Genomic DNA, 23,782 nt, shown 5'->3' on the forward strand with positions numbered 1-23,782 from the left:
CGCCGCGGCCGGACCCGACGCCTCCGACAACGCCGACGGGGAGCGCCCGTCGTGAGCCTGCTCGGACCCGATCCGACCGATCCGGCCGGGCACCGGGGCCTGCTCATCACCTTCGAGGGACCGGAGGGCAGCGGCAAGACGACCCTGATCCGGGGCATCGCCGAGCGCATGGCCGCGCGCGGCGAGCAGCCCCTGGTGATCCGCGAGCCCGGCGGCACCGAGGTGGGCGAACGAATCCGGAACATTCTCCTGGATCCGGCGTCTGAGGGGATGTGCAGCGAGACGGAGCTGCTGCTCATGGTGGCCAGCCGCGCCCAGCTCATCCGCGAGAAGATCGTTCCGGCCCTGGCCGCGGGGATGATCATCCTCTGCGACCGCTTCGCCGACGCCTCGGTGGCCTACCAGGGCTTCGGGCGGGGCCTGGGCGAGGATCTGGTGCGGCGGCTGAACGACGTCGCCCTCGGCGATCTCGCCCCCGACCTGACGTTCCTCTGCCTGCTGCCGCCGGCCGAGGGGCAGGCCCGCCTGGCCGGTCGCGACAAGTCGGACCGGCTCGACCGGGAGAGTCTCGATTTCCATGAGCGGGTCCACGAGGGCTACCGGGCCATGGCGGAATCCGGGGAAATGCGTTTTAAAGTGATCGATGCGGCAGCTTCCCCCGCGGCCATGCTCGACGCCGCGCTGACGCATCTGAAGCGACTGGAACACGGCTTGCTGAAGTACCTCTGACCCGCGATGCCGCCCGACCGGCGCCGCTTCCGCACCAGCACAGAAGGACGGGACATGAAGAATCTCCGCACCCCGAAGTCCATGCGGCCCAACAATTCCGACCGGTTCCGGCGCTTTTTGCTGCTGACGGTGCTCGGTGCCCTGTTCCTCGCCGCGGTGGACGTTTCTGCCGCCGAGACGGCAAATCGCCGCAAGGAGTTCTACGACAACCTGAAGATCATGACCGAGGTCTACGAGCGGATCATGAACAACTACGTCGACGAGAAGGACCCGCACGAGATCATGCAGGCGGCCGTCGACGGGATGCTGATGGAACTCGACCAGCATTCCAACTACCTGTCCCCGAAGCACTACGAGGACCTCGTGATGAGCACCGAGGGCGAGTTCGGCGGCCTCGGCATCACCATCAACATCCGCGACCACTTCCCGACGGTCGTCTCGCCCATCGAGGGGACCCCGGCCTACTACATGGGCATCCAGGGCGGCGACCAGATCGTCGAGATCGAGGGCGAGAGCTGCCGGGATTTCACGAGCAACCAGGCCGTGAAGCTCCTGCGCGGCGAACCCGGCTCCCAGGTGAACATCACCATCCAGCGCCCCGGCACCGAGAAGCCGCTGCCCTTCACCATCACCCGCGACATCATCAAGATCGAGAGCGTGCCCTACGCGTTCATGATCGACGACATCGGCTACATCCGGATCGCCAACTTCGCGCGCACCACCAAGGACGAGGTGCGGGACAAGCTCGAGGAGCTCACGGCGGCCGGCATGAAGGGCCTCATCCTCGACCTGCGTTTCAACCCCGGCGGGCTGCTCGACGCGGCCCAGGGCGTCAGCGAGCTCTTCCTCGAGAAGGACGAACTGATCGTCTTCACCAAGGGCCGGCTGCGCAGCCAGAACCACAGCTTCTACAGCGAGACGCGCGGCAAGGTGTACGACGACGTGCCGACCATCGTCATGATCAACGGCTCGTCGGCCTCGGCCAGCGAGATCGTCTCGGCCGCGATCCAGGACCACGATGCGGGCCTGGTCGTGGGCCAGACCAGCTTCGGCAAGGGATCGGTGCAGACCGTGTTCCGCCTCGACGAGGACGAGGCCCTGAAGCTGACCACGGCACGCTACTACACGCCGAGTGGCCGCAGCATCCACAAGGAGCGGCCGCGTCTCACCTACAAGGAACTCGAGACCATGGTCAACGAGGGCGTCGGCCCCCACGACGAGCTCGAGGAGGATCCGGCCGAGAAGGAGAGCCGCTTCGGCCACGAGAAGTTCTACACCGACAGCGGCCGGGTCGTGTACGGCGGCGGCGGCATCAAGCCCGACATCGAGATCGAGCAGGACTTCCTCAGCGACTTCGAGGTGGCCGTCGAGCGTGACGGGGCCCTGTTCAGCTTCGCCGTGGACTACGTGGCCGGCCATCCGGACCTGCCCGAGGACTTCCAGGTCGACGACGAGGACTACCGCCAGTTCAAGGACTTCCTCAAGGGCCGCGAGAACATCGAGGAGTACCTCGGCGTGTTCGAACTGGCCTACAGCGACTCGCTGGTCGACGCCAACGCCGACTTCATCCGCCGCGGCATCCGGCGCGAGGTGGCCCGGCGGGAGCACGGTCCGACCGCCGCCTACAAGGTCGCCATCGAGGCCGACACCCAGCTGCACGAGGCGCTCGAACTGTTCCGCAAGGCCGCCACGCTGCCCGAGCTGCTGGCGGTGGCGCAGCAGTGGAACGAGGCCGAGCTGGCGCGGATCGCCGCCGAGGAGGCGGCTCCGAGCGAGCCCGTCAAGAACTAGCGGCCGGGGTCCGCCGGCGGTTGGGACCGGGCGGGCTTCGCACCTGACGAACGCAGAGGCCCGCGAACGTGCGGGCCTCTGCGTTCGTCGGTGAAGGCGCCCGCCCGGCCCCAACCGCCGGCGCACCCCACGACCCGGTCGACGTGGGCCTCGCTCGCTGCGCTTTGCTCGGCGCCCGTGGGGACATCGGGGGCGAAGAGGGAATGCGGCGGCCTCGCGGGGATGTGGTGGAGGGGGTGGGGGATCGCGTTCCTTGTCGTGGTCGACGCGGCCGTGGTGGCGCCGGTGACCGCCCAGGGACGCCGCCTGCGAGAGCACGGCGGGTCCGCCATCACCTTGCCGCATCCGGGCACCGAACAACGGCCTCACCCGCCGTCGAGCACCACGCCTCCGTCCTCTCCGCCTCCCCCCGTGCCCTCCCAGCGGAGTTCCCCTGCGACCGCCGTCGCTCCTCAAGGCACCAGCCCTCTCAACCCCCTCGAGAGCGTCGGCTGGGGCGGTGGGCTCCGGCGGGGCGCCTTCACCGAGGACGGGAAAGGGTCCGCATGTTCGCGGACCCTTTCCCGTCCTCAGGTGCGAAGCCCCGCCGGAGCCCACCGCCCCAGCCGACCCTCCTACGTCCTCTTGATGAGGGAGGAAGCCGCCGCCACCATCCCCCCCACATCGGACAGGTCGGAGGGGATGATCAGCGTGTTCCCTTCCTTGGCCAGCTTGCCGAACTCGCCGAGGTACTGCTCGGCCACGCGCAGGTTCACCGCCTCCTTGCCGCCGGGCTGCTCGATGGCCTCGGCGATCTTGCGGATGCCCTCGGCCGTGGCGATGGCCACGAGTTCGATCTCGCGCGCCCGGCCCTCGGCCTCGTTGATGCGCTTCATCTTCTCGCCCTCGGAGTAGGCGATGGCCTCCTGCTTGGTGCCCTCGGCCACGTTGATCTTGGCCTGGCGCACGCCCTCGGACTCGAAGATGGTGGCGCGCTTCTCGCGCTCGGCGCGCATCTGCTTCTCGAGGGCGTCGCGCACGGTCTGCGGCGGGTGGATGTTCTTGATCTCGTAGCGGGTGATCTTCACGCCCCACGGATCGGACGCCTTGTCCACGGCGGCGATGATGGCGTGGTTGATGGCCTCGCGCTCCTCGAAGGTCCGGTCGAGCTCGAGCTTGCCGATCTCCGAGCGCATGGTGGTCTGCGACAGCTGCGTCGAGGCGAAGAGGAAGTTCTCGATGCCGTAGCTGGCCTTCACCGCGTCGACGACCTGCAGGTACAGCACGCCGTCCACCTCGACGGCGATGTTGTCGCGCGTGATGCAGATCTGGGGCGGCACGTCGACCGCGACTTCCTTCAGGCTGTGCTTGTAGGCGACCCGGTCGAGGAACGGGGTCAGGATGTGGAAGCCGGCGTTGAGCGTCCGCGAGTACTTGCCCAGGCGCTCGACGATGTAGGCGCTCTTCTGGGGCACGATGCGGGCCGTGTTGATCAGGGTGATGATGACCAGCAGGGCGATGCCGGCTCCGAAGATGGTCCCGATTTGCATGGCGTTCCTCCGTTGGGCGTCAGGTGGCGATTGACGAGAACTCAGTCCTGCGGCCGGACCATCAGGGTGATCCCGTCGGTGCGGACGATGACGGCGGTCTGGCCGTCGACCAGGGCGTCGGCGCTGCGGGCCTTCCAGTTGGCGCCCTTGTATTCGACCTCGCCGCTGCCGCCGGCGGGGATGGCGCCGCGCACGACGACCTCGTGCCCGGCCAGGTCGTCGAGATTGGCGGCGGGGTCCTGGTCGGCGCCCACGTAGCCGAAGAAGCGGGTCCGGAAGCGCCGCCGCAGGATGACGAGCAGGACCACCGAGCTCACGGCGAAGGTGAGCATCTGGCTCGTCCAACCGGGCGTCAGGCCCAGCCACGACGTGAGGGCCGTGAGCCAGGCGCCGGCGCCGAAGAAGACGAGGATGATCCCCGGCAGCATGAACTCGCTGAGGATCAGCGCGAGTCCGGCGACGAACCAGATCAATTCGGGTGAGAAGGACATCGGGCCCTCCTTAGCGGGGTGATGAACGGGATCTCGCTCGATCTACACTTCGGTGAACGGGGTTATTCAACCAGAAAACCGGGTGGGGCACCAGAGCCGATCGGGGGCACGGCAAGGCCCCCGCCGCGAGGCGACGGGGGCCGGGAAGGACCGATGCGCCGGGGCTCAGGCCAGGGCCGGCTCCGGGGCGGCGGTGTGGGCGTCCAGGAGGTTCACCAGCTCCTTGAACTGGGGCTTGGTGATGTAGGCGTCGGCGCCCACCTCCTCGCACTTGCGCGCGATCTGCTCGTTGATCAGCGAGCTGAAGATGATGACCGGGATCTCGCGGGTGGCGGGGTCCGACTTGAGGGCCCGGCACAGGGCCAGCCCGTCCATGGCCGGCATCTCGATGTCGGTGATGAGCACGTCGATCCGTCCCGCGAGGGAGGCGCCGCCGGACTCCGTCCGCAGGGCGCTGATGGCGTCGAAGCATTCCTTGCCGTTGGCGAAGGCGCGGATGTTCCCGTAGTTGCCGCGGCCCAGTTCGGTCTCGACGGTCTCGCGCACCACCGCCGAGTCCTCGGCGAAGAAGACGGTCTTGGCCGCCCGGCCGGCGAACAGGGGGTGGTCGGCGTCGGCGGCCACGGCGTTGCGGAGCTGGTCGCCGGGCAGGATCTCGGCCACGATCTTCTCGAGGTCGACGATGAGGATCTCGCGGTCCTCGATCTCCAGCGAGCCCGTGAACTTGCTGTCCGGGGTGTTGAGGAAGGCGCTGAGCGGGCTGATGGACTCCCAGCTCACCCGGTGGATGCGGTTGACACCGTCGACCAGGAATGCGGTCTTGCGGTTGTTGAACTCCATGACCAGCACGAGCCGGTTGTCGCTGTCGGCGCTTTCGGCGCCGATGACGGCGGCGGCGGTGCCACCGGCCTCCTCGATCGAGACGGGCGTGTCCATCTCCGCCCGCAGATCGACCAGGGTGATGCAGCTGTCGCGGAAGAGCAGCGTGCCCACGATGGAGGGATGGGAGAGCTGGATCTGCGTGACGCGCGAGGGATCGTACTGCTCGATCGCCTGGATCTTCAGCACGTTCACCCCGAAACTCTGGCTGTTCAGGACGAACTCGAGGATCTCGACCTCGTTGGTGCCCGACTCGAGCAGGATGCCTTCTTTCGCCATGGTCTTCCCTTCCTGGCCGTTCGTGTGTGCGTTCCCGCCGGGCCTGGTCAGCCGACGAGATTCAGTTTGTGCATGACGTCCTCGAGCAGGTAGCCGTCCTCGCCCGGCATGTTGAGGAACTGGGCGCCGACCTTGTAGAACGAGGGGTTGGCGTCGGGCTCGCACCAGACGACCTTGGCCTCGACGACGACGTCGGTCTTGTTGCGGGCCATGACCGGCAGGATGATGCGCAGCTTGTAGACCTTCCCGATCCGGGGCGGCTTCTTCGCCACCATCATCAGGCCGTCGGCGGTGATGTCCACGATGCGGCCCACGTACCCGCCCCGGGAGGCATCGTAGGCCTTGACCACGTGGGGGGTGTTCTTGCGGGGCCGATGGCGATAGTCTTCCATTGCCGTCCTTTCGGGCTCTGAGGTTCCTCTAGGATCATCGGCTTCCGGCGCGGGAACTTGAGCCCGGACGACGCCCGCGGCGGCGCCGCGGACCCCGCCGGTTGCCGGGGCGCGTCCGCCACGCTATCCTTGCGGAAATCATGGGATTGACGTGGCCGCGAGGAGGCTTCATGAGCGACCGTTTCGACATCAGGGTGGATTCCGAGGTGGGGCGCCTGCGCGGCGTGATCGTGCACGAGCCTGGGCCGGAAGTGGCCAACATGACCCCGGAAACCGCCGAACGGGCCCTCTACAGCGATATCCTGAACCTGACGGTGGCCCGGGCGGAGTACGCCCAGATGCTCGGCGTGCTGGAGAAGCGGGCCCGGATCCTCCGGGTCGGCGAGCTGCTGGGCGAGATCCTCGACAACGACCGCGTCCGGCGCGGGCTGGTGCGGCGCATCTGCGAGGCGGAGGGGGTGCCCGACGTGGCCGTCGACCTGCTGGAGGTCCCGTCGGCCGAACTGGCCCGGCTGCTGATCGAGGGCGTGGCGCTGCGCAAGGACAACCTGTCGCGCTTCCTCTCCCAGGACCGCTACAGCCTGCCGCCCCTGCACAACTTCTTCTTCACGCGGGACTCGGCGGTCGCCGTGGGCGATCGGGTGCTGATCAGCCGCATGGCGAACCGGGTGCGGGGACGCGAGACGCGGATCATGGAGGCGATCTTCGACTTCCATCCGCTCTTCGACGCCCGCACGGTGAATCCGGCCCGTCTCGGTGGCGCCGATCCTTCGGTGACCATCGAGGGGGGCGACATCCTCGTCGCCGGGCCGGAGGTGCTGGTCATCGGCTTCGGCGCCCGCACGACCCGTCAGGCCATCGACTTCCTGATCGAGCGGATCAAGGGCCTGGGCCGGCGCATGCACATCCTGGTGCAGGAGCTGCCGGAGTCGCCCGAGTCGTTCATCCACCTGGACATGGTCTTCACCTTCCTCGACGTGGACACCTGCATGGTCTTCGAACCGGTGATCATGCAGACGCACCACTTCGACACCGTCCACATCCACATCGAGGCCGGGCGCGTGGTGAGCATCCGCGAGGAGGACACCCTGCTGACGGCGCTGGCGCGGCTGGGGATCGCGGTCGAGCCGCTGTTCTGCGGGGGGCGGACCGACCGCTGGGTGCAGGAACGCGAGCAGTGGCACAGCGGCGCCAACTTCTTCGCGCTGGCGCCCGGGCAGGTCATCGGCTACGGGCGCAACACCCACACGGTCGACGAGCTGGCGGCGGCCGGATTCGCGGTCGTGCCCGCCGCCGACGTCATCGAGGGGCGGTCAGATCTCGAGCAGATCGGCCGCTGCGTCGTCACGATCGACGGCTCCGAACTGGCGCGGGGCGGCGGCGGGTGCCGCTGCATGACCATGCCGGTCGCCCGGGAACCCGTGGCCTGAGCCGCCGCCGCGGCGTCCGGCGCGCGGGGCGCCGGCGGCCTGGCCGTCGACGACGCCCTGGAGCTGCTTCACGAGATCCTGCAGCACGGCCGCCTGGGCCGAGAGCTCCTCGCTGGCCGCGGCCGACTCCTCGGCGCTGGCGGCGTTGGCCTGGGTCACCGCGTCGACCGTCGTCACCGAGCCGTTCACGTCCCGGACCTGGCGGGCCTGGGCGCTGTTGCTCTCGTCGACCTGGTGGGCCAGGTCGCCCACCGCCGTCACCTTCGCGGCGATCTCGGTCAGGATCCCCGATACCTCCTCCGAAACGGTGACGCCCTGGTTCGCGCTCTGGGCCGATTCCTCCAGCAACCGGTTCGTGTCGGCGGCGGCCTCGGCGCTGCGCTGTGCGAGGTTGCGCACCTCCTCGGCCACCACGGCGAAACCCTTGCCCGCCTCGCCGGCGCGCGCGGCCTCCACGGCCGCGTTCAGGGCGAGCAGGTTCGTCTGGAACGCGATCTCGTCGATGGTCTTGATGATGGTGGCCGTCTGGTCGGCCGAGTTCTTGATGCGGTCGATGGCCTCGCCCATGCGGCCCATGACCTGGCGGCCGTGGGCGGCGGCGTCGGCGGCCTCCTGCGACCGCGTGCGCACCTCGTTGGTGCGGGTGGCGTTGCGGGCGGTCTCCTCGGCCACATCGCCGAGGGTGCGGGCGATCTCCTGGAGGCTCTCGGCCTGGTCGATGGCCCCCTCGGCCATCCGGGTGCTCGACTGGGCCACGTGCTCGCTGGCCGACGACACCTCGCCGGAGTTGGCGCGCAGGTTGGTGATGACGCGGCGCACCGGATCGACGACCGAGCGGGTCACGACGAAGTAGAACACGCCCGAGCCCACGAGCAGGAGCACGAGGGTGGCGCCGATCTGCTTGAAGAGGCTGGCCCGGAGCATGGCGTCGACCGCGTCCATGCTCTGCAGGACCTCGAACGCCCCGTGCACTTCGCCGACCCGCCAGTTCTCCATGCGCGCGCCGGTGGGGTCGAGACCCTTGTCGTTGCCCCAGAGCTCGCGGCTGTCGGCCGGATCGCCGTGGCACAGCAGGCACTCGGCGGTCAGGTGGATGGGTTTGAAGTAGCGGATCCGGTTGGCTTCCTCGTCGAAGTGGACGTAGCTGGCCAGATTCTCGGTCTCGAAGCGGCGGAGCACCTCGGCTTCGAGTTCGTCGGGCATGTTCTCGGGGTTGCGGGGTTCGAACTTGGGGACGCGGAAGGTGTACCCTCCCTCGGCGGACTTGGCCATGGTCGTCTCCCAGGCCGACACCACGGGCACCGCCGCGATGACCCGCTCCATCTCGCCGTTGGCGGCCCACTCCTGGAGCATCTCTTTCGAGAAGAGGCCCAGGTCCCACTTGGCGGCCATGTTCTCGCGGGCGGACTCGGCGGCCAGCACCACGCTCTGCGCCTTGTCGACGTAGAGGCCGAACGCCTGTTCCCGCGCATCGCGGTAGGAGACGACGTTCAGCACGGTCGCCAGGATCACGAACCCGACGACACCGACGATGACGATTTTCATGCGCAGATCGATTCTCATGATTCCTCTCCGGGACGGAAGGGGCCCTGGGCGAGAGAATTCCGAGTGGATCCTGTATCGGGGAGTTGAGCGAAATCTTTATCGAATTCGGTGGATCAGGGCCCTGCGTTGTTGCGGGGGGCGGGCCGTGGTACATTGGGGACGACCGGGAACGCGCGTTTTCCGGCCATCCGGAGGCGCTCCCGACCAGCCGGCGCCCGCACCCGCAGCTCATTTCCGGTTCGCGGCGCCCCCGGCGGTGCCGAAAGCACCGTCCGGGAGGGTCCCGTGTCCCACGCCGTCGCCCGACTCCTGAACTTCAAGTCCGGTGAGATGCCGTTGGCCCTGCGGTCGGCGGCCTTCTACTTCACCGTCCTCTGCGGCTACTTCTTCCTGCGGCCCGTGCGCGAGGCCATGGGCGTCTCGCGGGGCATGGGCGACCTGCGCTGGTTGTTCATCACGACCTCGGCGGTCTCGCTGGTCATCGTGCTCGTCTTCGGCGGGGTGGTCAGCCGCACCGATCGGCGCCGATTCATTCCCGTCGGCTACGGGTTCGTGGTCGTGTGCCTGCTGGTCTTCGCCGGGCTGCTGACCGTCGACGCGTTCGCCGGCGGCGGGCTGATCGGCTCGGACGCCGAGACCGGGACCGCGCGTGCGGTCGGGTACACCTACTACGTGTGGCTGAGTGTCATCAGCCTCTTCGTGAACAGCCTGTTCTGGTCGTTCATGGTCGACGTCTTCGATGCCGACCAGGGCAAGCGGATGTTCGCCTTCATCGGCATCGGGGGCACCCTCGGGGCGCTCGTCGGCGGTTGGGCCACGACGACGGTCAGCGGGCTGACCGACTCGGTGCACCTGCCGGCGGGGTTGATGCTCGTGGGTGCGGCCCTCTTCGCTGGGTCCATCGCGCTCATGCTGGACCTGGACCGGCAGGCGGTGGCGTCGCGCCACTCGCGCCTGGGGGCGGACGTGTCCGGCGGCGGGAGCGCGGCGCCCGTCGGGGGCCAGTTCTGGACCGGCCTGACGACCCTCGTCCGGTCGCCCTACCTGCTGGGGATCGCCCTCTACATCATGCTGATGGCGGTCTCCAATACCCTGATCTACTTCACCCAGGCCAGCATCATCCTCGAGAGCACCGACACCTTCAGCCAGCGTGTGGGCAGCTTCGCCCAGTTCGACATGCTCGCCCAGCTGGCGACCCTGCTGACCCAGATCTTCGTGACCACGCGCCTGATCCAGCGCCTGGGCGTGGGCGGGACGCTCCTGGTCATGCCCCTGGTCACGGTGCTCGGCTTCGCCGTGCTCGCCGTCTGGCCCCTGTACGGGGTGATGATGATCTTCGCCGCCCTGCACCGGGCCTCCCGCTACGCCGTGTCGCGCCCCGCCCGGGAGACGCTCTTCAGCGTCGTGCCGGCCGAGACCAAGTACAAGGCGAAACCGTTGATCGACGTGTTCCTCTACCGCGGTGGCGACGTGGCCGGGGCCGGCCTCGAGGGCGGGCTGAAGGCGGCGGGGCTGACCATCGCCGGTCTGGCCTGGGCCACGGTGCCGCTGGCCGGGGTGTGGGGCGTGCTCTGCCTGGCGCTGGGCCGGGCGCAGCAGCGGAAACTGGCGGGAGAGCCGTCCGGGCGCGGGCGCTGAGGGGCGGGTGCTCAGCTGGTGACGGTGTGCGGCGGCTGTGCGGCGAGCGCCTTCTCCACGGCCGCACGCAGGTCCTTGGCCTTGATCGGCTTGGAGACGTATTCGTCCATGCCGGCGATGAGGCAGCGCTCGCGGTCGCCCGCCATGGCGTTGGCCGTCATGGCCACGATGGGCGTGTGCCGGTCCGTGCCCTCGGCCTTGCGGATCAGGTGGGTCGCCTCGAAGCCGTCCATCTCCGGCATCATGCAGTCCATCAGGATCAGGTCGTAGGGGGTGGTTTCCCACTTCGCCACGGCCTCGGCGCCGTTGTTGGCGGTGTCCGGAACCACGCCCAGCCGCTTCAGGATCCCCCGGGCCACCTTCAGGTTGACCAGATTGTCGTCGACGAGCAGCACCCGCAGGCCGGCGAACGGGCCGGTGGGCGGTTCCGGGACCGTCCGCGGGGACGCGTCGGCGGGCGCTTCCTCCCGCAACCGCTCGAGCCCGCGGCCGAGATTCTCGAACCGGACGGGTTCGGTGACCAGGACGACCCGCACGCCGTCGACGGCCGGAGGGCCGTCCTGCGCATGGCCGGGTCGGACGATCAGGACGACGTTCAGGCGGCGCTCGGGGAGCGTGTCGCGCAGGTGGGCGATGCGGCGGGCACCGGCCACGCTGCGGGTCACCACGGTCAGGGGGCCGTCGCCGCTCGCGAGTTCCGGCGGCGGCGGCTCGCGGCGCGAGATCCGGCGGCAGATCGGGTCGGCGCCCAGGGAGCGCAGTCCGGCGGCGACGGCGTCGGCCAGGGCCCCGGGCGGCAGATCGATCAGGGGGCGATCGCCGGCGGGAAGCGGGGCGATGGCCGGGACGTCGGCGTCGGCCACGGCCGGCAGGTGGGCCGTGAAGCGGAACGTCGAGCCGCGCCCCACTTCCGATTCCAGCGCGATGCCCGGGCCCATGAGCTCCGCGAGGCGCTGCGAGATGCTCAGACCGAGGCCCGTGCCGCCGTACTTGCGGGTCGTCGAACTGTCGGCCTGGGAGAAGGGCTGGAACAGGTTGGCCGCCTTGGGGGCGGCAATGCCGATGCCGGTGTCGACGACGGCGAAGGCCAGGAGGTCCGGTTCGGCGGCCGGGGCGGGCCGTGAGACCGTGATGGTCACCGAACCCTGCTCGGTGAACTTGACGGCATTGCCCGCGAGGTTGATCAGCACCTGCCGCAGTCGCGTCGGGTCGCCCTGCACGGCGCGGGGGACCTCGGGGGCGACGATGCCGGCCAGGGCCAGACCCTTCTCGTCGGCCCGCACGCCGAGCAGCGCGAGCACCTCGTCGACGACGTCGCGCGGGTCGAAGACCACCGTCTCGAGCTGCAGGTGCCCGGCCTCGATCTTGGAGTAATCGAGGATGTCGTTGATCAGGGCGAGGAGCGACTCGGCCGAGGACTGGACGAGATGGGCGTATTCCTCCTGCTCGGGCGTGAGGTCGGTCTCCAGCAGCATCTCGTTCATGCCGAGCACCCCGTTCATGGGCGTGCGGATCTCGTGGCTCATGGTGGCCAGGAACTCGCTCTTGGCCGCATTGGCCGCCTCGGCGGCCACGGCCATGTCGTTGGCCTTGGCGGCGACCCGCTCGAGTTCGAGGTTGGCGCCTTCGGCATCCTCCTTGGCCTGCCGCAGGGTCTCGCGGGTCATCACCATGTCGGTCACGTTCTTGCTCGAGCCGCGGATGCCGGTGCATGCGCCGTCGGGGCCGGTCACCGGCTCGCAGTTGAGCAGCATGCAGTATTCGGTGTCGTCGGGTCCCACGGCCCAGGACTCCTGGTTCACGATGGACGCCCGTTCGGCGAAGAGGCAGCCGCAAGCGGCGGCGATCGCCTCCCGTTCGTCCTCGGCGAAGAGCTCGAGCAGGGGGCGTCCGGCCCAGGCGTCCGCGGCCCGGCCCGTCAGGCCTTCGGCATCGCCGGCCAGGAAGACGAGGTTCAGGTCGACGTCGGCCTCCCAGACGAGGTCGCCCGTCAGCAGGGCGAGCCGGGCGAAGCGCCGCTCGGAATCGGAGAGCCGGGAGGCCACCGCGATCTCGTTGCGCCGGATCTGCCCGATGGAACGCGTGATCATCCGGGCCAGGGAGAGGAAGAGGGCCAGGGCGGCCAGGGTGGCCAGGGCGCCCGAGGCGACCCTCAGCTGCAGCTGTTCGTCGATCCGGTTGCGCAGCCGGGTGCTGTGGGAGCCCATGTCGGCATCGAGATCGGCGAGAGCCGCGGCGATGTTCTCGAAGTCCTCCCGGAACCCGAGCATGAGTTCGCGGATCTCGGCCTTCAGCTCCTGTTCCCGCCCGAAGAGTTCGACGAAACCCGCGGTGCGTCCCGCTTCCGTGCCGGTGCCGAAGAGCAGGTCGGCCAGACGCGCCTGACGCTCGCGCAGGGGGGCGGCCGCCTTCGTCCCGGCGAGCCGCTCCCAGTCGGCGAGCTGACCGGCGAGGACGTTCATGGCGGAGCGGAGGCGGTCGTCCCCGAGGGCGCGGACCTCGGCGGCATCGGTCGTCAGGCGGAGCAGCAGGATCTGCTCCTGGCAGGTCTCGGCGGTGCGCAGGGTCTCCCGCAGTTGCATCACCCGGAGGGCGTCGTCGCCGGTGAGAGCCCGGTCGATGGCCTGCCCCAGGCGGTCGCCGCCGACACCCGCCTCGGCCAGGATGCGCAGGTCGCGGCGCCGGCCCGCGTCGGCGATCATCGCGGCGTCGGTCTGCTCCTCGAGGTCGGACACCAGGCGGCCGGCGGCTTCGGTGGTGCGGGCCGCCAGGGTAGCCGTGCGGCTCTGCAGCACGAGGCGTTCGGCGCGCAGGTCGAGGGCCCGCATCGACTGGAACTGCCAGCCGGCGACATGGGTGGCGAAGCGATCGTAGGTTTCGTGCAGGCCGGCGGCCTCGACCGCGGCGGTCATCCGGTCGCGCGAGGCGTCGGTCCGCTCGCGGTGGCGGATGTACTCGGCCATGTCGCGGCGGGCGGCGCCGTCGTCGCGGTCGTTGGACAGCAGGGACGTCAGATGCCGCATCTGCAGGTTCATCTCGTTGCTGAAGACCTGCTCGGCGTGCTGGTGATCGGCGATCCGGACCGACAGGTCCTGCCGGCGGTGGGCGAACGAGCGTTCCTGCCACAGGAAGGCGGCCCCGAGGAGCAGCCCCGTGGACATGCCGGCCACCACGAGCAGCCAGAGGCGGCCCTCGATGGTCGAACGAAACGAAAACGGTCGGTGGGCCACGCACCCTCCCCCGTGGCGGAACGATCCGGGAGACCGTCCGGTCGGGACGGCCTTTCCCTCCGGTTTTCGGTCGCGATGACCCCTGCATTTAGCGAATGCTGCGGATTTCATTAGGTCGACGCGGTTGACAAGAGGGCCTTCCGCCACTAATCCTGTCCCGAATCCCACTGTTCAATCGTCCCAAGGAGAGGTCCCATGTCCGAGGCCCTGAAACGCATTCACCACGTGGAGTTCGTCGTGGGCAACGCCAAGCAGGCGGCCTACTTCTACCGCAAGGGCTTCGGATTCGACCAGGTCGCCTACCGGGGCCCCGAGACCGGCACGCCCGAGCGGGCGTCCTACGTCCTGAAGCAGGGCGACATCTTCCTCATCCTGACCACTCCGCTGCGCCACGACGACCCCCTGAACATCTGGCTGACCCTGCACGGGGACGGCGTCCGGGACGTCGCCTTCGAGGTCACCGACATGGACGACACCTACGGCCGCGCGGTGGCCAACGGGGCCGTCCCGGTGGCCGGGCCGTCCTTCAGCGAGGACGCCCACGGCAAGGTCCAGACCGCGGTCGTGAAGGCCTACGGCGAGGTGCTCCACACCTTCATCCGGCGCGACGGCTACCGCGGCTTCCTGCCCGGCTTCCAGGCCGCCCACGTGCCGGGCGAGAGCGTCGGGCTCGAATGCATCGACCACATCGTGGCCAACGTGGCCGACCAGCAGATGGACAACTGGGTGCGCTGGTACGACAGGACCCTCGGGCTCTCGCGCTTCGTCAGCTACGACGACAAGGACATCAGCACCGAATACACCGCCCTGCGCAGCACGGTGGTCGCCTCGGACAGCCGCAACATCAAGTTCCCCATCAACGAGCCGGCCGAGGGCCTCAAGAAGAGCCAGATCCAGGAGTACATCGACGCCAACCTCACCGCCGGCGTGCAGCACCTGGCCCTGAAGACCGACAACATCCTCGAGACCATCGCCCGGCTCCGGGCCAACGGCGTCGATTTCCTGCCCGTACCCGACGGCTATTTCGACACGGTCTGGGATCGCGTGGGGGCCGTGGCCGAGGACAAGGATCGCGTGCGCGACCTGGGCATCCTCGTCGACCACGACGACCAGGGATACCTGCTGCAGCTCTTCACGCGTCCGCTGCAGGATCGGCCGACGTTCTTCATCGAGATCATCCAGCGGCGCGGAAGCGAGAGTTTCGGGAAGGGCAACTTCAAGGCCCTCTTCGTGACGATCGAGCAGGAGCAGAAGCTGCGCGGCAACCTGTAGTTCCGGGTCCGGGCCAGGGGTCCGGACCGCAGACCGAAGGACACCCATGCCTTTCTACCAGCGACTGGGGGACATCCCGGCCAAGCGTCACGTCACGTTCCGGCGCGAGGGCGGGGCCCTGCTCTTCGAGCATCTCATGGGCAATCTGGGGTTCACGGGCCAGCAGTCCCTGCTCTACACGATCCGCCGCCCGACCAACGTCAAGCATATCGAGACCGCCTGGCGGGCGCCCCGCGAGGCGGCCGACGACCGCTTCGCCATGCGGCACCTGCGCACCCATCGCCTGGAACCGGGGCCCAGCGCGGTGCGCGACCGGGCCCTGCTGCTCTTCAACGACGACGTGGCTCTATCGCTGGCCAAGCCGCGCCGCGCCGACGATTTCCTCTACCGCAATGCGCGGGCCGACGAGGTCGTCTACGTGAGCTGCGGCGCCGGCGTGCTCGAGTCCCAGTTCGGCAATCTGGCCTACCGCGAGGGCGACTACGTGGTCATCCCGCGGGGCATCATCCACCGCTTCGTGCCCGACGCGGGGGAGCAGATCCATCTGGTCATCGAGAGCCGGGGCCACATCCGCACCCCGCAGCGCTACCGCAACCGGCATGGTCAGCTGCTCGAGCACAGTCCGTTCTGCGAGAGGGACATCCGCACCCCGACCGAACTCATGGTGCGCGACGAGGTGGGCGACTACGAGGTCATCACCCGCGTGGGCGACACCTGCCAGCGCGTCGTGATGGACCACCACCCCTTCGATACCGTCGGCTGGGACGGCTACTACTTCCCGTGGGCCTTCAGCATCCACGACTTCGAGCCCATCGTCGGGCGCCTGCACCAGCCGCCGCCGGTGCATCAGACCTTCGAGGGCGACGGCTTCGTCATCTGCTCCTTCGTGCCGCGGCTGTACGACTTCCATCCGGAGGCCGTGCCCGCTCCGTACAACCACTCGAACGTCATGACGGACGAGGTGCTGTACTACTGCAAGGAGGAGTTCATGAGCCGCAAGGGCATCGAGTTCGGCTCGATCACCCTGCATCCGGACGGGCTGCCGCACGGGCCCCAGCCCGGGCGCATGGAGGCCTCCATCGGCGCGAAGGAGACGGACGAACTGGCCGTCATGCTCGACACGTTCAAGCCCCTGCGGGTGGCGCGCGATGCGGCCGGCGTCGAGGACGACACCTACGGAACCTCCTGGCTCGACGGCGGCCGCACGTGAGCCGCGCCCTCGACCATTTCATGTCCGGCCTGGTGGACTACGCCGGGCTCTTCCCGCCGGCGGCGCTGGACGTGCCGACGGCGGTGGCCGCCTACGCCGCCCATCGGCGCGAGGACGCGGCCTGGATGCTCGGGCGCTTCATCGCGCCCGCCGGCCGGTTGGCCGAGGTGGGGCACGCGGCCGCGGCGGCCCTGGGCGCGGGGGAGAGCTGGGAGTTCTCGGCCCTCGTCGGCGCCCGCGACGACGCGGCGGCGGCACTCGGTGCGGTGGCCGCGCAGGCCGAGGCCATCGCGGCGTTCGAGGCCGACCACGACGACCGGCTGCTGGTGACCTGCCTCGAGGCGCCGGTGCCGCGCGATGCCGGTGCCGGCTTCGCCGCCGAGTTCGCCGCTGTCCTGGCCGACGAGGGCCTGGGCGGGCGCGAGCTCTTCCTCGAGGTGCTGCCCGGCGACGACGACGAGGCCGCGCTGGCGGCGATCGCCACGGCGGCGGCCACCTCCGACGACTTCGAGCGGATCGGGGCCAAGCTGCGCTGCGGCGGGGTGACGGCCGACGCCTTCCCCTCCTGCGAGCGCATCGCGGCGGTCATCGGCTCGTGCGCCCGGCTCGCCCTGCCCCTCAAGGCCACGGCGGGGCTCCACCATCCGGTGCGCCACCGGGCGGCCGAGCCGGACGTCATGATGCACGGCTTCCTGAACGTCTTCGGCGCGGGGCTGCTGGCGTGGTCCGGCGCGACCGACGCGGCCGGGCTCCTGGCCTGCGTGGCCGAGACCGAGGCGGCCGCCTTCGCCTTCGACGACGAGGCCTTCGCCTGGCGCGAGCGCCGCGTCGCCGCGGCGGACGTGGCCCGTCTGCGCGGCCGGGCCCTCTGCGGGTTCGGCAGCTGTTCCTTCGCCGAGCCGCGCGACGACCTGCGCACGCTCGGCCTGCTCGCCTAGCTCCTGACCGCTTCCGAAAGGCTGGTTTTCCGGATGGATCCCACCGTCGACCCCAAGATCCGCAGCTTCGTCGCCGTGGCGCCCGAGAGCCACTTTCCCCTGCAGAACCTGCCCTGGGGCGTGTTCTCGCCGACGCCCCGCGACGAGCCCCGGGTCGGCACGCGCATCGGGGACTTCGTGCTCGACCTGGCGGTGATCCAGAACGCGGGGCTGCTCGATGCGGCCGGGTTGCCGGAAGGGCTGTTCAGCCAGCCCGTGCTGAACCCGTTCATGGAGCTGGACCCCGTGCAGCGACGCGCCGTGCGCCTGCTCGTGCACGGCCTGCTGCGTGCGGACGAGCCGACCCTGCGCGACGACACCGTGCTGCGCGGGCGGGCGCTGCTTCCGGCCGACGCCGTCACCATGCAGTTCCCGGTGCACGTGCCCGACTACACCGATTTCTACGCCTCCCGCGAGCACGCCACCAACGTGGGCATCATGTTCCGCGGCAAGGAGAACGCCCTGATGCCCAACTGGCTGCACCTGCCGGTGGGCTACCACGGCCGGGCCTCTTCGCTGGTGCTGTCGGGGCACGACATCGTGCGGCCGAGCGGACAGGTCCTGCCCGCGGACGCCGAGACGCCCGTCTTTTCGCCCTGCCGTCTCCTGGACTTCGAGCTCGAGATGGGCGTCCTGATCGGCGGCGCCAACGCCATCGGTGCACCGGTGTCCATCGACGCCGCCCGGGATCACATCTTCGGCTACGTGATCGTCAACGACTGGTCCGCCCGCGACATCCAGAAGTGGGAGTACCAGCCGCTGGGGCCGTTCACCGCCAAGAACTTCGCCACGAGCATCTCGCCGTGGGTGGTCACCCCCGAGGCTCTGGCGCCCTTCCGCTGCCCCGCGCCGGTCCAGGCCGCGCCGGAGCCGCTGCCCTATCTGCGCGAAAGGGACCGCGGGACCTACGACATCTCCCTGGAAGTGCACGTCCGGGCCGAGGGCCAGACCGAGGGCCTGCGGGTGTGCGCGAGCAACTACCGGCACCTGTACTGGACGGCGGAGCAGATGATCGCCCACCACACCGTCACCGGCTGCAACCTGAACACGGGCGACCTGCTGGCCAGCGGCACCATCAGCGGTCCCGACAAGGAGAGCCGCGGCTCGCTGCTGGAGATCACCTGGCGCGGCACCGAGCCGATCACCTTGCCCGGCGGCGGCGAGCGGAAGTTCCTGCTCGACGGCGACACCGTCACCATGACCGGCTGGTGCGAGGGCGACGGCTACCGCGTCGGCTTCGGCGAGGTCGCCGGCACGGTGCGGCCGGCCGTGGGGGCGGGCCGGGCGGCGGGCCGATGAGCGACGGGATCGGCGACGTCCTCTGGCGCCCCGGACCCGACCGGATCGCCGGCGCGCTCGTGACCCGCTTCGCCGCCGCGGCGGGTGCGGCCGCAGGCCGCGACCTCGGCGCCCCCGCCGCGCTCCACGCCTGGTCGGTCGATGATCCCGCCGCGTTCTGGCGGGCGGTGTGGGACTTCACCGGCGTGATCGGCGAGGGCGGCATCGGCCGCGTGCTCGTGGACGGCGACCGCATGCCGGGCGCCCGCTGGTTTCCCGACGTGCGCCTGAACTTCGCCGAGAACCTGCTGGCCGACCGCGCGGGGGCCGACCCCGTGGCTCTCGTCTTCCGCGACGAGACCGGCGCCACCCGGCGCACGACCCGCGACGAGCTGCGGGCCGCGGTGGCCGCCCTCGCCGCGGCGCTGCGGGCCGACGGCATCGGCCCCGGTGACCGCGTCGCCGGCTTCCTGCCCAACATCCCGGCGGCCGTGGTGGCCATGCTCGCCACCGCGAGCATCGGGGCGGTGTGGTCGAGCTGCTCGCCGGACTTCGGGCGGCAGGGGGTGCTCGACCGCTTCGGCCAGATCGCGCCCCGGGTCCTGTTCACCGCCGACGGCTACCGCTACGGCGGCCGGGAGATCGACTCCCTCGCCACGGCCGCCGAACTGCGCGCGGCCCTGCCCTCGCTGGAGCGCGTCGTCGTGGCGGGCTTCCTGGCGCCGCACCCGGCGCTCCCCGACGGGGCCACCGCCTGGGACGACTACCTCGCCCCGCATGCCGGTGCGGCGCCGCAGTACGAGCGGCTGCCCTTCGACCATCCGCTCTACGTCATGTACTCGTCCGGCACCACCGGCCTGCCCAAGTGCATGGTCCACGGGGCCGGCGGCACGCTGCTGCAGCACCTCAAGGAGCACCAGCTCCACGGCGACCTGCGTCCCGGCGAGAAGCTCTTCTACTTCACGACCTGCGGCTGGATGATGTGGAACTGGCTCGTCAGCGGGTTGGCTTCGGGCGCGACGGTCATGCTCTACGACGGCCACCCGCTGAACCCGCGCACGGTCTTGTGGGACTATGCCGCGGACGAAGGCATCGCGGTCCTGGGCACCAGTGCCCGCTGGCTCGCGGCCTGCGAGAAGGCCGGATTGCGGCCGCGCGACAGCCACGACCTGGGCGCCCTGCGCGCCGTGCTCTCCACGGGGTCCCCGCTGGCACCCGAGAGCTTCGACTGGGTGTACGACGCGGTGAAGCCCGATCTGCAGCTCAGCTCGATCTCGGGCGGCACCGACATCATCTCCTGCTTCGCCCTGGGCAGTCCGGTCCTGCCGGTGCGGCGCGGCGAACTGCAGTGCCGCGGTCTGGGCATGGCCGTCGCGGTGTGGGACGACGAAGGCCATGCCGTTGCCGGTGCGAAGGGCGAACTCGTGTGCACCCGGCCCTTCCCGTCCATGCCCACCGGCTTCTGGAACGACGACGACGGATCGCGCTACCGCGCCGCCTACTTCGAACGCTTCCCGGGCGTCTGGTGCCACGGCGACTTCGCGGAGCTCAGGCCCGGCGGCGGGCTGGTCATCCACGGCCGGTCCGACGCGGTGCTGAATCCCGGCGGGGTGCGCATCGGCACGGCCGAGATCTCCCGGGTCGTCGACCAGTTCCCGGAGGTCCTCGAATCGGTGCTCGTGGGGCTCGAGCGCAAGGGCGACGTGCAGATCGGCCTCTTCGTGAAGCTGCAGGAGGGTCTGGTGCTGGACCAGGAATTGAAGGACGCGATCCGGGCGCGGATCCGCGCCGAGAAGTCGCCGCGGCACGTGCCGGCGGTCGTGCGCCAGGTACCGGACATCCCGCGCACCATCAGCGGCAAGACGGTCGAGCTGGCGGTGCGGGACGTGCTGCACGGGCGTCCCGTGAAGAACAGGGACGCGCTGGCCAATCCCGAGGCCCTCGAGCACTTCGCCCGCCTGCGCGACGAGATCAGTTGAGCAGGTCGCGCACCGCGGCCAGGATGTCCGGATTCTCGATCGGCTTCTGCATCGACCGATTCGCGCCGATGAGGCGGGCCGAGTGCAGGTAGTTGCGCGACACGTCGGCCGGACGCCGGTCGCCCCCGCTGATGGCGATGATCTTCAGGTCCGGATGCGACCGCTTCAGATCGGTGATGGTCTCGATCCCGTCCTTCTCCGGCATGACGATGTCCGTGATCACCAGATCCGCCGGACTGGCGTGGAACCGGTCCACACCCTCCTTGCCGTTGGTGGCCGCGATCACCTCGTAGCCGTTGCGGGTCAGCAGCGACTCGAGCCATTCCCGGGTCAGGGCGTCGTCTTCGATGATCAGGATGCGCGCCATGTCTTCTCCCCTTCCGCGCAGACCTCGAAACAATGAAATCATTATAGGGACATCGAGGTCGGATTTCCACCCCATCCCGGATGTTTCCGGTCTCCGCTTCAGACCGGGTCCGCCGCGTCGGCGGCGGCCGCCCCGGCCTCGGCGAGCACCCGCCGCACCGTGTCGCGCAAGGTGTCGCCCCCGAAGGGCTTGCGCAGCACGCCCTTGATCTGCGGGTGGCCGTCCCAGGCGGACGCGGGCAGGTCGTTCAGGCCCGTGATCAGGAGGATCGGCAGGTCGGGCCGGATTCGGCCCACTTCGGCCGCGATCTGCTGCCCGGTCATGTGGGGCATGGTCAGATCGGTGATGAGCAGGTCGAAGTCCGCCGGCGCCGTTCTCAGGCGGGTCAGGGCCACCCGGGTGTCGTCGACCGCGGTCACCAGATGCCCCTGCTTCTCCAGGAGGGCCTTGCCCAGCGCGCCGATGTCGGACTCGTCGTCGAGGAAGAGGATGCGGCTGCCGGCCATGATCTGGGCCGCGGCGCCGGTCCGGGGCACGTCGCCGCCGGCACCGACCTCGGCCTCGGGCCGATGCGCCGGCAGGAAGACATGGGCCCGGGTGCCCCGGCCGACCGCGCTCTCGATGACGATCTCGCCCTCGTGGGCCGCCACGATGCCGTGCACCACCGACAGCCCGAGTCCGGTGCCCTTGCCCACGTCCTTGGTGGTGAAGAAGGGGTCGAAGAGGCGGGTCAGCGTCTCGGCGTCCATGCCGCAGCCGGTGTCCGCGACCGTGATCTGCACGGTGTCGCGACCGCGGAGCGACTCGGGCACGATCTCGGGCGGCTTGCCGCCGGGCAGGAACCGCGTCGCGAACTCGAGCACGCCACCGCCCTGCTCCATGGCGTGGAAACCGTTGGTGGCCAGGTTCATCAGCAGCAGCTCGACCTGGGCGGGATCCGCAAGGACCGGCGGGCAGCTCGCGTCGAGGCGGGTGGTGATCTCGATGGTCGCGGGAATGGCATTCACCAGCAGCTCCACGGTCTCCTCGATGATCGCCGCGGCCTGGATCGGCTGGCGCTCCTGCTCCTGGCGACGGCTGAACAGCAGGATCCGGTTCACGAGCTCCCGGCCGCGCTGGGTGGCCTTCACCACGCGGGCGAGATCGTTGGCGATGAACTCGCCGCGCTCCTCATGCAGGGACTGGGCCTCCTCGAGCGCCAGGGTCGTGAAGCCGAGCACCGCCTGGAGGATGTTGTTGAAGTCGTGGGCGATGCCCTCGGCCAGGGCGCCGATGGCCTCCATCTTCTGGGCCTGACGCAGCTGGCCCTCTTTCGATTTGTTGGCCAGGTGGAAGTCGAGGATCGGCGCGAGGTAGCCGGCCAGGGACTCGAGGTCGCGCAGGTCGTTCGGGTCGTAGTCCCGCGCCCGGTCGCCCACGGCCACCATGCCGAGCACCCGGTCCTGCCTGAGGATCGGCACGAGGACCGCCCGCGCGACCGGGTGGGCCACGCCGGGCATGGGCGGGGCCACGTTCAGCGTGCGCCCGCGGGCCTGCTCGAGGATGCTGCGCCACGCTCCGGGCAGGGAATCGCGGCCGATCACCAGCTCCTCGTCGCGGGGGCCGCGCCGATCCTGGGCGGCGAGCCGGACGGTGGCCCCGGACTCGAAGGTGGCCAGCACGCCGACGGGGCTGTCGAGGGCGTCGCGGATCAGCCCGAGCACGCGGCCGAAGACCTGGTCGGGCGTCGCGATGAGGAAGGCCTCGGCGATCCGGTTCCGCAGTTCCAGGGCCAGTTCGGCCTCCTTGCGGGCCGTGATGTCGCGGTGGGTGCCGGTCATGCGGAGCGGCCGGCCGTCGGCGGCGCGCTCGACGACCTTGCCGCGGTCGAGCACCCAGATGTAGTGGCCGTCGGCGTGGCGCAGCCGCACCTCGACCTCGAAGGCCGGCGTCCGGCCCTCGATGTGGTCGCTGGCCGCCGCCAGGGCGCGCTCCTTGTCTTCGGGGTGGACCAGGTTCGCCCACGTCTCGGGACTGTGCTCGCCCACGAGGGGGTCGAGCCCCAGCATGCGGGCCCAGGCCTGGTTGTACACCAGACGGTCGTTGACCATGTCCCAGTCCCACACGCCGTCGCGGGCCGCTTCGAGGGCCAGGCTGAGGCGCTCCTGGCTGGCGGCGAGGCGCTTGCGCGTGGCGTGCTCGTCGGTGACATCGCGCACGAAGGTCAGCACGGCCGGCTGGCCCTCGAAGGAGATGCGCACCGAGCTGACCTCGGCCATGCGGGCCACGCCGTCGGGCAGGTTGAGCCGGATCTCCACCGCGCCGGGGACGTCCTCGCCGTCCAGGGCGCGCGTGCGACGCTCGAGCGAGCGCGCCCGGTCGTCCGGATGGATGAAGGTCTCGAGGGGAACCCGGGCGAGCTGCTCCGGCGAGTACGTGCCGAGATAGCTGCGGGCCATGCGATTCATGAAGAGGATGCGTTCGTCGCGATGGACGATGATGCTCTCGGGGCAGTTCTCGACCAGGTCGCGGTAGAGGTCCTTGGAGGCCTGCAGGGCGGCGCCCATGCGGATCCGTCGCCGGATGGAGATGCGCCAGATCACCGCCGCGCCGACGATGACCGCGCAGCCCATGCTGCGGATATAGACTTCGTGGGCGTCGGGGCTCAGCAGTTCGCCGCCGAACTCGTGTTCGGAAAAGAAGACGGCCTCGATGGTCGCCTCGACGATGCAGAAGGCGACGAGCAGGGCCACGATCAGGGCCACGAACCGGAATCTGTCCGCCATG

17 protein-coding genes are annotated in these 23,782 nt (G+C 69.9%); 9 read left to right on the forward strand and 8 right to left on the reverse strand.

The window, feature by feature from the left end:
* Positions 1-57 precede the first annotated feature (57 nt).
* Entirely contained in the window at positions 58-729 is a 672-nt protein-coding gene (locus tag KDM41_01395) for a dTMP kinase (GenBank protein ID MCB1182055.1), read from the forward strand.
* Positions 730-783: 54 nt separating this feature from the next.
* A complete protein-coding gene (locus tag KDM41_01400; GenBank protein MCB1182056.1) occupies positions 784-2,520 on the forward strand; it encodes a S41 family peptidase in 1,737 nt (578 codons plus the stop codon).
* 614 nt (positions 2,521-3,134) lie between these two features.
* Here KDM41_01400 and KDM41_01405 read toward each other — a convergent pair.
* The 4 genes from KDM41_01405 to KDM41_01420 all read right to left on the reverse strand — a co-directional run bounded on the left by KDM41_01405 (position 3,135) and on the right by KDM41_01420 (position 6,090).
* Positions 3,135-4,049 (reverse strand): paraslipin, encoded by a 915-nt coding sequence (locus KDM41_01405; GenBank protein ID MCB1182057.1) that lies wholly within the window; start codon positions 4,047-4,049, stop codon positions 3,135-3,137.
* A gap of 41 nt (positions 4,050-4,090) precedes the next feature.
* Positions 4,091-4,540 carry an NfeD family protein gene (locus tag KDM41_01410; protein ID MCB1182058.1) on the reverse strand — a complete coding sequence of 150 codons (450 nt, stop codon included), beginning with the start codon at positions 4,538-4,540 and terminating at the stop codon, positions 4,091-4,093.
* 165 nt (positions 4,541-4,705) lie between these two features.
* Positions 4,706-5,698 (reverse strand): chemotaxis protein CheV, encoded by a 993-nt coding sequence (locus tag KDM41_01415; protein MCB1182059.1) that lies wholly within the window; start codon positions 5,696-5,698, stop codon positions 4,706-4,708.
* Positions 5,699-5,745: 47 nt separating this feature from the next.
* Positions 5,746-6,090, reverse strand: a complete 345-nt coding sequence (locus KDM41_01420; protein ID MCB1182060.1) for a PilZ domain-containing protein — start codon at positions 6,088-6,090, stop codon at positions 5,746-5,748.
* 170 nt (positions 6,091-6,260) lie between these two features.
* Between KDM41_01420 and KDM41_01425 the strand changes: the two genes are divergently transcribed.
* Positions 6,261-7,520: an arginine deiminase gene (locus KDM41_01425; GenBank protein ID MCB1182061.1), complete on the forward strand. Its 1,260-nt coding sequence runs from the start codon at positions 6,261-6,263 to the stop codon at positions 7,518-7,520.
* Here KDM41_01425 and KDM41_01430 read toward each other — a convergent pair.
* Complete coding sequence (locus KDM41_01430) at positions 7,404-9,083, reverse strand: DUF3365 domain-containing protein (protein MCB1182062.1); 1,680 nt, start codon at positions 9,081-9,083, stop codon at positions 7,404-7,406. The two genes, KDM41_01425 and KDM41_01430, sit on opposite strands and share 117 nt — an antisense overlap.
* 267 nt (positions 9,084-9,350) lie before the next feature.
* On the opposite strand from KDM41_01430, the gene KDM41_01435 reads away from it, so the two are divergent.
* Positions 9,351-10,703 carry an MFS transporter gene (locus tag KDM41_01435; GenBank protein MCB1182063.1) on the forward strand — a complete coding sequence of 451 codons (1,353 nt, stop codon included), beginning with the start codon at positions 9,351-9,353 and terminating at the stop codon, positions 10,701-10,703.
* An 11-nt stretch (positions 10,704-10,714) separates the two neighbouring features.
* Here the strand turns inward: KDM41_01435 and KDM41_01440 are convergent, their stop codons facing one another.
* Positions 10,715-13,933 carry a response regulator gene (locus KDM41_01440; protein MCB1182064.1) on the reverse strand — a complete coding sequence of 1,073 codons (3,219 nt, stop codon included), beginning with the start codon at positions 13,931-13,933 and terminating at the stop codon, positions 10,715-10,717.
* A gap of 195 nt (positions 13,934-14,128) precedes the next feature.
* Between KDM41_01440 and hppD the strand changes: the two genes are divergently transcribed.
* From hppD to KDM41_01465, 5 genes are read left to right on the forward strand one after another with little or no spacing between them, the layout of a single operon-like run.
* Complete coding sequence (gene hppD, locus KDM41_01445; GenBank protein MCB1182065.1) at positions 14,129-15,205, forward strand: 4-hydroxyphenylpyruvate dioxygenase; 1,077 nt, start codon at positions 14,129-14,131, stop codon at positions 15,203-15,205.
* Between the two features lie 46 nt (positions 15,206-15,251).
* Positions 15,252-16,415, forward strand: a complete 1,164-nt coding sequence (locus KDM41_01450; protein ID MCB1182066.1) for a homogentisate 1,2-dioxygenase — start codon at positions 15,252-15,254, stop codon at positions 16,413-16,415.
* Complete coding sequence (locus tag KDM41_01455) at positions 16,412-17,353, forward strand: hypothetical protein (protein ID MCB1182067.1); 942 nt, start codon at positions 16,412-16,414, stop codon at positions 17,351-17,353. Before KDM41_01450 ends, KDM41_01455 begins: the two co-directional genes overlap by 4 nt.
* 33 nt (positions 17,354-17,386) lie before the next feature.
* The gene (gene fahA, locus KDM41_01460; protein MCB1182068.1) at positions 17,387-18,691 is read left to right on the forward strand and encodes a fumarylacetoacetase; all 1,305 of its coding nucleotides are present in this window, start codon (positions 17,387-17,389) and stop codon (positions 18,689-18,691) included.
* Positions 18,688-20,649 (forward strand): acetoacetate--CoA ligase, encoded by a 1,962-nt coding sequence (locus tag KDM41_01465; GenBank protein MCB1182069.1) that lies wholly within the window; start codon positions 18,688-18,690, stop codon positions 20,647-20,649. The genes fahA and KDM41_01465 overlap by 4 nt, the downstream gene beginning before the upstream one ends.
* On the opposite strand, the gene KDM41_01470 is transcribed toward KDM41_01465, so the two are convergent.
* Both KDM41_01470 and KDM41_01475 read right to left on the reverse strand, forming a co-directional pair.
* On the reverse strand, positions 20,642-21,016 hold the full coding sequence (locus KDM41_01470; protein MCB1182070.1) for a response regulator: 375 nt from the start codon (positions 21,014-21,016) through the stop codon (positions 20,642-20,644). The two genes, KDM41_01465 and KDM41_01470, sit on opposite strands and share 8 nt — an antisense overlap.
* A 98-nt stretch (positions 21,017-21,114) precedes the next feature.
* On the reverse strand, positions 21,115-23,781 hold the full coding sequence (locus tag KDM41_01475) for a PAS domain S-box protein (GenBank protein MCB1182071.1): 2,667 nt from the start codon (positions 23,779-23,781) through the stop codon (positions 21,115-21,117).
* Position 23,782: the final 1 nt, after the last annotated feature.

This window comes from bacterium (assembly GCA_020440705.1).
In the GTDB taxonomy this organism is placed as follows: Bacteria; Krumholzibacteriota; Krumholzibacteriia; order LZORAL124-64-63; family LZORAL124-64-63; genus JAGRNP01.

Coding starts and splice junctions, on each gene's coding strand:
- KDM41_01430 (MCB1182062.1), bottom strand. CDS start 9,083: ATGAGAATCGATCTGCGCATGAAAATCGTCATCGTCGGTGTCGTCGGG.
- KDM41_01420 (MCB1182060.1), bottom strand. CDS start 6,090: ATGGAAGACTATCGCCATCGGCCCCGCAAGAACACCCCCCACGTGGTC.
- KDM41_01410 (MCB1182058.1), bottom strand. CDS start 4,540: ATGTCCTTCTCACCCGAATTGATCTGGTTCGTCGCCGGACTCGCGCTG.
- KDM41_01415 (MCB1182059.1), bottom strand. CDS start 5,698: ATGGCGAAAGAAGGCATCCTGCTCGAGTCGGGCACCAACGAGGTCGAG.
- KDM41_01465 (MCB1182069.1), top strand. CDS start 18,688: ATGAGCGACGGGATCGGCGACGTCCTCTGGCGCCCCGGACCCGACCGG.
- KDM41_01450 (MCB1182066.1), top strand. CDS start 15,252: ATGCCTTTCTACCAGCGACTGGGGGACATCCCGGCCAAGCGTCACGTC.
- hppD (MCB1182065.1), top strand. CDS start 14,129: ATGTCCGAGGCCCTGAAACGCATTCACCACGTGGAGTTCGTCGTGGGC.
- KDM41_01470 (MCB1182070.1), bottom strand. CDS start 21,016: ATGGCGCGCATCCTGATCATCGAAGACGACGCCCTGACCCGGGAATGG.
- KDM41_01405 (MCB1182057.1), bottom strand. CDS start 4,049: ATGCAAATCGGGACCATCTTCGGAGCCGGCATCGCCCTGCTGGTCATC.
- KDM41_01425 (MCB1182061.1), top strand. CDS start 6,261: ATGAGCGACCGTTTCGACATCAGGGTGGATTCCGAGGTGGGGCGCCTG.
- KDM41_01475 (MCB1182071.1), bottom strand. CDS start 23,781: ATGGCGGACAGATTCCGGTTCGTGGCCCTGATCGTGGCCCTGCTCGTC.
- fahA (MCB1182068.1), top strand. CDS start 17,387: ATGGATCCCACCGTCGACCCCAAGATCCGCAGCTTCGTCGCCGTGGCG.
- KDM41_01400 (MCB1182056.1), top strand. CDS start 784: ATGAAGAATCTCCGCACCCCGAAGTCCATGCGGCCCAACAATTCCGAC.